Source organism: Aquimarina algiphila, from assembly GCF_947494415.1.
In the GTDB taxonomy this organism is placed as follows: Bacteria; Bacteroidota; Bacteroidia; order Flavobacteriales; family Flavobacteriaceae; genus Aquimarina; species Aquimarina algiphila.
The window spans coordinates 402,266-414,262 of record NZ_CANLVC010000004.1; the positions used below are offsets into that span (position 1 = coordinate 402,266).

The 11,997-nt window shown below is 32.9% G+C and carries 14 protein-coding genes; 3 read left to right on the forward strand and 11 right to left on the reverse strand.

Going from position 1 to position 11,997, the window contains the following annotated elements; genetic code table 11:
- The 11 genes from PQF96_RS08515 to PQF96_RS08565 form a co-directional block, all read right to left on the reverse strand.
- Positions 1-465: an MORN repeat-containing protein gene (locus PQF96_RS08515; protein ID WP_109434281.1), complete on the reverse strand. Its 465-nt coding sequence runs from the start codon at positions 463-465 to the stop codon at positions 1-3.
- Between the two features lie 110 nt (positions 466-575).
- Positions 576-1,607: a GTP 3',8-cyclase MoaA gene (gene moaA / locus PQF96_RS08520; protein WP_271765740.1), complete on the reverse strand. Its 1,032-nt coding sequence runs from the start codon at positions 1,605-1,607 to the stop codon at positions 576-578.
- On the reverse strand, positions 1,600-2,511 hold the full coding sequence (gene moaCB / locus PQF96_RS08525; RefSeq protein WP_109434279.1) for a bifunctional molybdenum cofactor biosynthesis protein MoaC/MoaB: 912 nt from the start codon (positions 2,509-2,511) through the stop codon (positions 1,600-1,602). Before moaCB ends, moaA begins: the two co-directional genes overlap by 8 nt.
- A 40-nt stretch (positions 2,512-2,551) precedes the next feature.
- Positions 2,552-2,977 carry a four helix bundle protein gene (locus tag PQF96_RS08530; protein ID WP_244299614.1) on the reverse strand — a complete coding sequence of 142 codons (426 nt, stop codon included), beginning with the start codon at positions 2,975-2,977 and terminating at the stop codon, positions 2,552-2,554.
- On the reverse strand, positions 2,959-3,402 hold the full coding sequence (locus PQF96_RS08535; RefSeq protein ID WP_109434278.1) for a molybdenum cofactor biosynthesis protein MoaE: 444 nt from the start codon (positions 3,400-3,402) through the stop codon (positions 2,959-2,961). The genes PQF96_RS08530 and PQF96_RS08535 overlap by 19 nt, the downstream gene beginning before the upstream one ends.
- A gap of 11 nt (positions 3,403-3,413) precedes the next feature.
- Positions 3,414-4,505 (reverse strand): HesA/MoeB/ThiF family protein, encoded by a 1,092-nt coding sequence (gene moeB / locus PQF96_RS08540; RefSeq protein WP_271765741.1) that lies wholly within the window; start codon positions 4,503-4,505, stop codon positions 3,414-3,416.
- Positions 4,506-4,533: 28 nt separating this feature from the next.
- Entirely contained in the window at positions 4,534-4,770 is a 237-nt protein-coding gene (locus PQF96_RS08545; protein WP_109434277.1) for a MoaD/ThiS family protein, read from the reverse strand.
- Complete coding sequence (gene mobA / locus PQF96_RS08550) at positions 4,754-5,338, reverse strand: molybdenum cofactor guanylyltransferase (protein ID WP_143916794.1); 585 nt, start codon at positions 5,336-5,338, stop codon at positions 4,754-4,756. Before mobA ends, PQF96_RS08545 begins: the two co-directional genes overlap by 17 nt.
- Positions 5,339-5,396: 58 nt before the next feature.
- On the reverse strand, positions 5,397-5,732 hold the full coding sequence (locus tag PQF96_RS08555; RefSeq protein WP_271765742.1) for a winged helix-turn-helix domain-containing protein: 336 nt from the start codon (positions 5,730-5,732) through the stop codon (positions 5,397-5,399).
- A 132-nt stretch (positions 5,733-5,864) separates the two neighbouring features.
- On the reverse strand, positions 5,865-7,040 hold the full coding sequence (locus PQF96_RS08560) for a molybdopterin molybdotransferase MoeA (RefSeq protein WP_271765743.1): 1,176 nt from the start codon (positions 7,038-7,040) through the stop codon (positions 5,865-5,867).
- Positions 7,041-7,353: 313 nt separating this feature from the next.
- Positions 7,354-7,908, reverse strand: coding sequence for a hypothetical protein (locus PQF96_RS08565; protein WP_271765744.1), 555 nt, complete (start codon positions 7,906-7,908; stop codon positions 7,354-7,356).
- Between the two features lie 358 nt (positions 7,909-8,266).
- Between PQF96_RS08565 and PQF96_RS08570 the strand changes: the two genes are divergently transcribed.
- The 3 genes from PQF96_RS08570 to PQF96_RS08580 all read left to right on the forward strand — a co-directional run bounded on the left by PQF96_RS08570 (position 8,267) and on the right by PQF96_RS08580 (position 11,182).
- Positions 8,267-8,428, forward strand: coding sequence for a hypothetical protein (locus tag PQF96_RS08570; RefSeq protein WP_271765745.1), 162 nt, complete (start codon positions 8,267-8,269; stop codon positions 8,426-8,428).
- Positions 8,429-8,519: 91 nt separating this feature from the next.
- A complete protein-coding gene (locus PQF96_RS08575) occupies positions 8,520-10,496 on the forward strand; it encodes a tetratricopeptide repeat-containing sensor histidine kinase (RefSeq protein ID WP_271765746.1) in 1,977 nt (658 codons plus the stop codon).
- A 17-nt stretch (positions 10,497-10,513) separates the two neighbouring features.
- A complete protein-coding gene (locus tag PQF96_RS08580) occupies positions 10,514-11,182 on the forward strand; it encodes a response regulator (protein WP_109434271.1) in 669 nt (222 codons plus the stop codon).
- Positions 11,183-11,997 lie beyond the last annotated feature (815 nt).

Below are 11,997 nucleotides of genomic sequence, written 5' to 3' on the forward strand. Positions count from 1 at the left end.
TTATTCGCTGGTATCGACATAAAGATCTTGCTCCCACACACCTTCCTTTACTACTGCTCCGTTATTGTCGTATAATTTTCCTTTTCCATTTTTTTGATTTTTCTTCCACTTACCACTATATTTTGAACCATTTGACCAATGCATAGTTCCTTTCCCATGGCGTTGATTATTCTTAAAACTTCCTTCATAGTAATCGCCGTTAGACCAGGTGTATGTGCCTTTTCCTGAAATCTTATTGTTATAAAAACTACCAGAATATTTAGTAGAGTCAAACCATAGAATATTACCTTTAACTAATTTTCCAAATGCAACTTCTACATCAAAAGCAGCTCCTTGAGAGGTGAATTTATGCCATCCATCAGTTAACTGATTGATGTGTTGAGTTGGTACATTATTTAAATCTTGAGCGTTCCCATAAAAAACCATTCCTACTACAAAAACGAATATACTTATACTTTTTTTCATGTTTTCCCTTTTTTATATTGTCGTATAATGTAAAGGGATACTTACAGAAGGATATAGAAAATAGTAATATTAATGTTGATATTTAGGGAATTAGAAAGAATAACGTTGTGCTATCCTCCAATTGCAATCATACTTCGGTTATTATGAGAATCGGGTTTGTTAAACTTATCTAAGGTATCCATTCCGTTACGGACTTTTAATTTAGCTTGTATTGCTTTTTGAACAATAGGAGAGATAGGTTTTCCTTCTCTTAATGGTGTTAGTAGATCTGATTCTTTAGAAGAAAACAGGCAATTTTTTATTTGACCATTGGCAGTGAGTCGTATTCTGTTACAACCATCACAAAAAGGATTGGTTACAGAGCTTATAACAGCAAAAGTACCTTGATATCCTTTTATTTGATAACTTTTTGTAGTGTCATTTGGCGCATCTTTACATTTTATAATGTCATCTTTTTCAAAATTTGAATGCACTTGATTAAGAATTTCCTGTAACGAAACTAGCTTATCCATATTCCACTTATTACCATCAAAAGGCATAAATTCTATAAAACGAATTTGTATGGGTAAATCTTTACTAAGATTGATAAAATCGATAACTTCATTATCATTAAAGCCTTTCATCAAAACACAATTTACCTTCACATTAAATCCTTCCTTAACTAGAAGAATAATATTTTGATATACTTTTTCAAAATAAGATCTGCGAGTGATTTCTGAGTTTTTATTAGCATCTAAAGAATCAAGACTAACATTAAGTGTTGTAATCCCACATTTTTTGAAGTGATCAATAAACTTATCTACAATAACGCCATTGGTTGTCAAAGTAAGTTGCACGGGCAGTGAAGAAAGTTTTTCCATGATTAGAGCAGCATCTTTACGTACCAAAGGTTCTCCACCTGTTAAACGAATTTTTGTAACTCCCAGATCTACAAATTCTTTGGCGATAGTGTAGATTTCTTCATAGGTCATGATGTGCGCCTTGGGAGATAACTGGATTCCTTCTGCAGGCATGCAATAGGTGCATCTTAGATTACATCTTTCTGTAAGCGAAATACGTAAATAATCATGTTTTCTACCAAAGGTATCGGTAAGAATATCAGTGGCTACAGGTTTGCGATGTCCAGCGTCTGACTTAGTCATGTCTAGCTCCTTTTAAAATTCTAAATACATGTAATACTTCAGGAAAAATAGAATCCATAGATTCTTTGGCTCCTTTGGTAGATCCAGGAAGCGCCAGTACTAATGTATTTTTAATAGTTCCGGCTACGCTTCTTGAAAGCATGGCATAAGGCATACGATCTTGTCCATATTTACGAATAGCTTCTTCAATACCTGGGATAGTTCGATTTAACAACGGTTTTAAAGCCTCTGGAGTGACATCACGTTGGGATAATCCCGTACCGCCGGTATAAATGATAAGATCAGCTCCTTGTTTCTGATATAACTTTGCTTTTTCTTGTATCACTTCGGCTTCATCAGGAATGATAATATAATCCATGATATCCACTTCACAAGCCTCTAATTTGGTTATAATAGCTTTACCAGCTCTATCTTCTTTTTTTCCTTCAGAAATAGAATCTGAACATACAATTACGGCTGCTTTAAGGTCTCTCCTAAACTTATCTTTATAATCAGATTTTCCTCCTTTTTTATCAAGGAGTTTGATATGATGAATTTCTACGCCTTTATCAATAGGTTTTAGCATATCATACATGTTTAGGGCTACAACACTTGCCCCATGCATGGCTTCGACCTCAACCCCTGTTTTATAGATGGTTTTTATAGTAACCAGAACTGTAATTTCCAGTTCGTTTATGGTATACTCGATACCAGTATATTCTATTGGTAGTGGATGGCAATCAGGAAGTAACTCGGGTGTTTTTTTTACACCCAGTAAACCGGCAGCTTTACTCATAGCAAATACATCTCCTTTGGGTACAGTGCCTTTTTCTATAGCTTCTATAGTTTCTGGTTTACTAACCTTAACAATAGCTTGAGCAGTTGCAATTCTTAATGTTGATGTTTTATGTGTGATGTCTACCATATTGTATAAATAAAAAAATTCAAAAAACAAGAGCCAAAATTCAATCTTTAGCTTTATTAATAATACTAGATAAAATTTTGTTTAATTCGGTCGCCTCCTGAATAAGTTCTTCTATTTTGTTTACTTCTTCAATTTCTGAAGAGATTTTTATTAATTTTAACCAATATCTGCTTTCTTTTGCTTCTTTTCTGGCGATTTTCAGACGCATTTTAAAATCTTTTGCACCCAACGGTTCGTTGGCTTCAATATAATTTGCTCCAACAGAACCAGAAGAACGAATTACCTGTTTAATGTCATCCATATTAATTAGAGATTTAGTCAAATTTTTGCAAAAAAGTCTCACATCCGCCGCAAAGTTGAAAGCTCTATCTTCTAAATCATATTTTGATGTTGTCATTTGTATTTTTTGAAGTTTGAAACTTACTTTTTGAGGTTTGCAAAACAGTTTTAACTGTTTTGTTTCCATTGATGTGTTTGGTCTTCAAATAGTTCTTTTCCAAAAACGGGGACATCTGCTTTAATGGCTTCAACGACATATTCCAGAGCTTCAAAAACAATTTTTCTTCGAGGAGAAGAGACAAAAACAAATAGACAAATCTCTCCTGCATTTACTTTTCCCAAACTATGATAAATATGCATGCAAGTGAGATCAAATTTTTCAAATGTAGCTTCTCGTATATCATGGAATTTTTGATTTGCCATATCTTCATATGCGGTATAATCAATTGCGACAATGCGATTTCCATCGATTTCGTCTGCCCGTACTTGACCCAAAAAGATATTGTGCGCTCCAATACTGGTTTTGGTCTGATGCTTGGCAATAGAATTGCCTATGAATTCAGATGAAATTGCTCCTTGAACAAATACATTTTTTGGTTTCTTTTTTTCCATATATTTAATTTCTATACTTCTTTTATGGTTTGAAATTCATAAAGTGCCATTGCTCCTCCTTTAACATGAGAAACATTTTTAAAATCGTGTTCCAGAAGAATTTCTACTGCTTTTTTACTTCGAATACCTGATTGACAAAATACAATGATTTCTTGCTCTTTATCTATTTTATTGATGTATTGTTGAAGCTGACCTAATGGAACATAATCAGGGTTTAAATTGTCTATTTTTGGTTGTTCATGGGGTTCGCGTACATCAATGAATAGTATATTATTCATCTCAAAAGCATCCCTGGCGTCTATCTCTGATATTTTTGATATTCCGCAGAATACATCATAATCTGTAGTTTCAAAGTTTTTAGCATTGGCAATTACCTTAGAGACTTCAGACTCAACTCTGGGAATACTAAAAGAAGAAGATTGTGCTGTCAAACAATCATAGGTAAATAATATCCCGTTAAGGATATTGCCTAAATGTAGAATAATTTTTAATGTTTCATTTGCTTGCATGCTTCCTATGATACCGGGTAGTACTCCTAAAACACCTATTTCTGAACAAGAAGGTACACTTCCTGCATTTGGAGGTTCTGGAAATAAACAGCGATACGTAGGTCCCTCTTGATAATTAAACACAGAAACTTGCCCTTCAAACTTAAAAATAGCTCCGTATACCAGAGGCTTTTTAGCAATTACACAGGCATCATTTACTAGATATCGAGTAGAAAAATTATCAGTGCCATCTACAATAATATCATATTCAGAAAAAAGAGAAACTGCATTTTTTGTAGTTAGTTTTTCTGGATATGCGTTGATGGTAATATCTGGATTGAGATCTTCAAGACGATGTTTTGCAGCTAATGATTTATTCATTCCTAAAGAACTATTTCCATACAAAATCTGGCGATGTAAATTAGAGATGTCTACCGTATCGAAATCGATAATACCTATGGTGCCGATTCCTGCTGCAGTAAGGTATTGTAGAACCGGACAGCCTAAACCTCCAGCGCCAATAACTAATACTTTGGCAGCGTTAAGTTTTTCCTGACCAGAAGTGCCTATCTCTGGTAAGATGACTTGTCTATGATATCTGGGGTTGAAATTCATTTGTATTATGTTAATAGTTTTTATTCTATCATCCTCCTGCAAAAGGAGGCAATAAAGCTATTTCTGCCTTAGAGTCGATCATATAATTTTGATCTACTAATTTTTGATCTACAGCTATTTTAAAATTCTTATCGCTTAATTTGGGATGTTGATGTTTTAGTTTCTCTACTAATTGAGATACCGAACATACTTCAGTTTGGACCTCTTCTTCATTAATCGAAGTGGCCTCTGCCAGCATACCAAAATATTTAATAGTCAATTGCATCTGTAATTGTTTTTAAATCTTCAATAGTATTTAAATTTATAACCAATGCTTCTTCTTTTTCAGAAACCGTGATTGTTTTTGTACGCATTGCTAAAACCAGTTTACGTAAACGTCGCTCTCCGTTTTTTAATAATTCAAAACATTTTTCTGCACATTGTTTTTTATATAAAGCAATTAAGGGAATTGTTTTTCCTTTGCTTTCAAACTGAACAATATCATAGTTCTCGGTTCTATATTCTAAAAGTTGTTGTAAAACCCCAGTATTAATTAATGGGACATCACAACTTATAACAAGATTATTCTTTGTTTTTGAATGCAGTAATCCTGCATGAATTCCTGCTATTGGTCCTGATTCAGGTACGATATCTTCAATTCTTTTTATATTGAATGTATCATAATCAGGGTTACTACTTACAATGATGAGCTCAGTTACTAATGGTTGTACTGCATCGATAATATGTTGTATAAAAGGTTTGTTTTGTAAAAGAATCAGGCCTTTTTCACGTCCCATTCTCGAGCTTTTTCCGCCCGCTAGAATAATTCCCGTTATGTCTTTTTCTTTATTCATCAATACAATACTCTAATACATAAATCTAACTTCTAGAAAAAGTTCTCCTTTTTTTAATTTATAGTGCTATTTCTTTTGATTGTTGATCAAGAAACTCCCAACATTTTTGATTAATAGTATCAAATGTTTGAATCATCTTTTCTCCGTACGGAGTTAAATAAGCACCTCCACCGCCTTTTCCTCCTGTAGAAGTAATAACTAAAGACTCCTTGGTAGCCTTATTCATGCTATCCAATAAATTCCAGGCTTTCTTATAAGACATTTCCAAACTACTTGCTGCTTTACTTAAAGAACCTGTTTGGGCTATGGCTTTTAATAATTTTACTCTTCCTTCACCAAGAAAAACACCGTTCTCTGATTCGATCCAAATCCTACTCTTTATTTTGTAATCCATAATCCATGTTTACTAGCGTTTGGTTTTCAAAGATACAACGATTTTTATGGATAGTTTTTTCTTTATCAGAATTTTAGCAAATAATGATTTTTCGATCTGTTTTTTTATAATTCTCTAGTGAAGAGTGTGTTTTTATGGCAGATTTATCATGGTAACAGTATCTCCAATGTTTACTTCGGTTACTTCTTCAGGAAGGTATACCATTGCATTGGCTAGTGCAAACGATCTAAGCATAGAAGATGCTTGCCCATCTAGAATGGTTACTTTATTACCATCTATTAGAGCCTTTAGAAATTCTGCTCGTTGCCCTTTTTTTTGATAATGACTAGCAGAAATAGCAGTACTTCGGGTTAAGTTATGGTTTTCATAGCCTGCGATTTTCAATAAAGAAGGAAGTACATAAATATAAAAACAACTTAGAGAAGAGGCTGGATTACCTGGCAATGCAAAGATAGTTGTGTTTTGTTTTTTAGCAAAGTAAAGTGGTTTCCCTGGTTTTTGCTTTACTTTATAAAATATCTCTTCGACATCCAGGGCTTGTAATGCTTTGCCAACAAAATCATAATCTCCTACCGATATTCCGCCAGAAATCAATACCACATCATATTGGTCAATAACAGTCTCTAAAATAGAAAGCGTAAGATCATATTCATCTTCTATTTTATAATATGATATATCTGTAAATCCAGCTTTGTTGAGTGCGCTGGATAACATAATTGAATTACTCTCATAGATTTGACCGTATTTTAGTTCTTGTCCGGGAGGTACTAATTCATTTCCTGTTGCAATAATTGCGATCGAAGGTTTTTGGTACACAGGAACATGAGTAATTCCTAAACTAGCTAAATATCCAATAGCCGCAGCCGTCATTAAGGTTCCTTTTGCTAGTGCGATGTCATCTTTTTTGATTTGTTCGCCAAAAGGACGAATATTCGCATTAGAAACGACATGTTCGTTTAGTATAACCTGATTATTTTGAACAGTTACTTTTTCTTGCATAATCACTGCTTGAGCTTGCGAAGGTACTGGAGCTCCTGTAAAAATTCTAATCGCTTCTCCTTGTTCTAACTTTGGATCGGTATCATCTCCAGCCTTAACTTCACCTATAAGCGTAAAGGTTTTTTCGTCTATAGAGCCTAATGCATATCCGTCCATTGCAGATTGTCGAAATGGGGGCATATGAATCGGAGAAAGAATATCTTCTGCAAGGACATATCCAAGTGATTTTGATATGAGAATATCAGAAGTTATAGTTGTTTTTTGAATATTGTCTTGGGCTAATTGAAGGGCTTTCTCTACAGTGATCATTGGTAATTTTTTCTATAGGTAAAGGTACTACGAAATTCTAATATTTTTTAAATTATACATTAACAATGAATGGGTGGTATAAAAATAAGTTGAGAAAGATTTATATATTCAAAAAACCTCCCAAGATTATACTAAACGTAATAGTATTTCTGGGAGGTTTTTTAATGAACAAAATAAAAGATCAAATGCAAAAGCTGTCTAAAAAATGTTCTTAGCTGTTATGTCGAGTATTCCAATACGTTTTGATATAACAGTGTATTCCTTAAGATATTTTTTATGCAGCCCCGTTTTTGATTTTATCATATTTTTCAAATTATAAAGACACGATAGTTGTAATCTTTAAAGTAGGATTAATTTGAGAAATAATGGTAATACTTTTATCTGTTTTTTCGATCACCTTGGTTTCAGGTACGATATTAATCAGATCGATTTCTTTATCCCGGTATACAGGATTAATTTTTGGTTTACTTACTTCAGGTAATTTGATTTCATCTTTAGACGAACTTTTGGCATTAGGTCGTAGGTAAACCGATAGTGGCCTTTGTTCAAAATCAATAAGCCAGCTAATCAACTCCATGTTGGCAGGAGTGGTAGACTTTGTTTCTCCTATTAAAAAATTTACAATGGGCTTAAACTTGTCACCTTTCATGTTTTCGATGGTTTGAAGCTTATCCTCTCCATCTTTAAATTTAAAAAAGCGGTTTAAGATCTGCTCGTCATACTTTCCTTTTCTTTTGTCGAGCAGCCATATGCATGCTTCTTTAATTTGTTTTCGAGTAGGCTTTAAAAGATAACTACTCATGTCTCCACCTTTTTCCCTGTTGTACTGGTCAAGAATTTCATTCTTGTAGGACATACTTGTTTTCATTCTCATAGATATAAATAGGTTTTTAAAGGAATCTTTTGGTATTCCAAGGAATCTTTGGAATCCTTGGAATGGGATGTGAATCCAGATTTGGGTTCTTTATAAATTCACATCAACAAAATGACTCCGGTTTCATATTGCTAACATAGTAAATGTACGGCTTTAGTTTTTACGGTAACCCGTAATTCTATGGTAAAAACTTACATGAGAAGAGGAAAAACACCACTGCGCAGGCTCTTTTTATGTTAAAAAATTAACAAATACCCGAGTATTAACGGTTGTTGACAACCCAAAATAAATATCTGGATAAAGATCCGGACGGCAACCACTTTTTTTAAATCGAAAATAAAACCCAAAAATTATGAAAACGATTACTTACCTACTTATTGCACTTTTTATAACTGCTAATTTAACCTCTTGTACTGCGGATAGTGTAGCCAATGATGAAGATATCTCTGCTGAGCTAGTTGCTACAGATGGACATGATGGACAAGTATCAGACGAAGATGAAAGTGGAAACTAAGTAAATCATCTAAAATATAAATATTGTTAAATCCGGTGTCTATGGTATTAGAATAACATAAACACCGGATTTATTTTAGTATTTTAGAGGGATGAAACTTTGGCGTGTCGATTTCCCTTTACTTACAAAATTTTGGGTGTTTACAATGTATATCATCACATTTGCTTTTGGTCAACCACTAGCGCAAACTTCATTATCCAAAAAACAAGTAGATAGCATTACTCAATATTATACCTTAAGCAAAGCAGATTCATTATCCATAAAAGAAAGATTATACAATATTACGTTGTTTTTAAAAGGAGCAGGATTATCTAATCAGGATTCTCTTATATATAATGGTTTGATGACAAAAACATGGTTGCTAGGTAAAACGAAACAGTATGATAGCGCCATTGTATACTCTCATCAATTATGTGATTTTGCAAGACAAAATAAGGACACTGTATATTTAGTAAAAGGCTTTACTAAATTAGGGTTCTACCATAAAAATAATAATCAATTAACCGAAGCTTTTAAATATTATAATGAAGCTTTTAGAATATCCAGAATTGTTAATGATAGCATGAAGTCAGGGAAAAGTTTACTCCAAATGGCTAATATTCAAGTTTCATTAGGAGATTATTCAGGAAGTAAGACCACGGCGATAGATGGAGTGACTTATTTGGAGAATACTTCTGATTTAAGAAATTTGGCGGGGTTATATCATATTATTTCTGTTGCTAATAGAGAACAAAAAAATTATGAAGAAGCATTTCGATATAATGATCTAGCATTATCTCTTGGGAAAGATAGTTTGTCTGTTAAAAAAATAGGGGTAATGTATATTTTAATTTTTAAAAATACAAAAGCACTTATATTAGCTAATCAGGGTAATTATCAACAAGCAATAGTATTATTAAAAGAATTAGCATCTGATAGTATAGTGCTCAATAATAAAATAGAATATGCTAGAGTACTTAATAATTTGGGATATGTTCAATGGCTTGAAAATAAAGAAAACCCAAATTCTGAAAAGTTACTTCTTAAGGCGTTAACAATACGAAAGGAAATTAACGATATTGGAGGTTTAGTAGCCAGTAATAATGATTTAACAAAATATTATCTTGATAAGGATAAAACAAAAGCTTTATATCATGCTGAATCTAACTACGAAAATGCTAAAAAACGACGTGGTTTGACCCCAATTCTTGAAGCGCTAGATTTTATATTTAAACTTAGAGGAAATACTAATGAAGAAGCTAGGGTTTATAGTCGGATTCATAATGAACTGGAAGAAGCAAATCAGAGTAACCGAGAGATTTATGCGGTGACCAAATATGAAAATGATAATCTAACGAATGAGAATTTAAAATTAAAAGCGCAAAAAGCACAACAAGAATCTGAAACGGCGAGACAACGTTCTCAGAAAATTATGTATCTTTTAGGTACAGTTATTCTTGCATTATCAGGAGGTTTTGTGTTTTATCTATTACAACAACGGTATAAACGAGAAAAAATACGAGAAGTGTATGATGCAGAAACCCGTATCTCTAAAAAATTACATGATGAGCTGGCCAATGATGTATATAATGTAATGGTGCAGATACAAAATGAACAAAATAGTCCTGATGTATTAGATAAATTAGAAGAGATCTATAATACGACCCGGGATATCTCTAGAGAGCATAATAGTTTTACGACAGGAGAAAACTACGCTGCAGAGCTCACCAATATGTTGAGTGGGTATAGTTCTAATGAGACCAAAATTATCATAAAAGACATCGAGGATGTCAATTGGGAGGCTGTAGACCCCGAAAAAAAGATCATTGTACACCGTACTTTACAGGAATTAATGATCAATATGAAAAAACATAGTGAAGCAGGGCTGGTTGCGGTGACATTTAAGAAAACACTGAAAAACGTAGGAATTACATATGCTGACAACGGAATTGGAGTGTCAGAAAATGAAATAATACATAGTAACGGACTCCGAAATGCGGAAAACCGTATAAAAACCATCGGAGGATCGTTTATCTTTGATTCAGAAAAAGGAAAAGGCTTTAGAGCCAGGATTAGTTTCCCAAATTAATTATAATAATAACACTTATGTTCAAGAAAGTTTTAGTAACAGAAGACCTTGGTAGTATTAATCACGGTATAGCACAGATTCTTCATGAAAGAACTGGCATTAATGAAATAGATCAGGCACAATATTGTGATGATGCACACCTAAAGGTGAGAAGAGCTATAAGTGACGGCAAACCTTTTGATTTGTTGATCACTGACCTTTCTTTTAAAGAGAGTCATAGAGAACGTAAATTAAAATCAGGTATTGAGCTTGTAGAGGCCGTACGTGCTATACAACCCGATATACGGGTTATCATATATTCTATGGAAGACAGACCTGGTAAGATCAAATCGTTTTTTGCTGATCAGGCGATTAATGGATATGTATGTAAAGGGAGGTATGGATTAAATGAATTGGTGCAATCGGTTACCGAGGTATATAATGGGAATGCATACTTATCTCCACAGTTAGAAAGTTCTATGAGTAAAAACAATGTTTTCGAACTTATGGACTATGATATTTTATTACTTAAACATTTATCTGATGGGCTGACCCAGGATGAAATAGGAGATTATTTTAAAAAGAATCATATTTCTCCAAGCAGTATTAGTTCTATAGAAAAAAGACTTAATAAATTAAAATTCAATTTTAAAGCTAAAAACGCGATTCACCTGGTTGCAATGACTAAAGATTTAGGATTGTTATAAATTGAAATTTAGAAATAAATCAAATACATTATACCTTCTTTCCTTTCTTCTAGACATCAAGGTGTATTGTAATTAGATAAAAGTACTTTCTTGTGGTATTCCGGACTTGATCCGGAATCTTTTTTTACCAAATATTCATATCTCAAATAGACGTAGATTATTATACGTTGCATTCCCTGCAAGAGTTTGATCGAATAAAATAGTATAGAAATTCATTTTTTAGTTAAAAATAATCATGATCACATACATAGAGAAAGTATAAGGTCATGCAAATTCATTCTCTCCCTAATTGTTAACTCCTGCTGATTTGCATCAAAATTGTGTTAAATACACAAATGTTATGGAAATCCGTAATAAATTGCTAGGGATTAATAATAGCTTTACAGAACTCTCGAAATTGAATAGAAAAACTGACTATTATAAAAATAACAACCCCGCAATTGTAAAACTTTGGCGAGCCAACAAAAGCAGGGTCTGAATAACGATTGATCTAATAAAACCAACCATTATAATGGTATTTTTATAATAACAAATCATTCAAAAGCACTTCAGTGCTTTTGAATGATTTATCGTTAAGTACGTGTGTAAATTCTTACAGAACTAATGTTTTTTATATTCCTACAGGCACAATATAGTAAGAAGGTTTTATATTTTTACGGTTTCCCGTATATTATTTATTCTTTTTTTTTTAAAAAGAGGTTTAAAATAATCTTATTCCCGCAAGCTTTAAAATTTAAAATTCAATGCTTTATAAAAAGTAGTCGTTGATATCAGTCTATAATTACAAGAATGTGATTAAGAATTACTTTGTCATT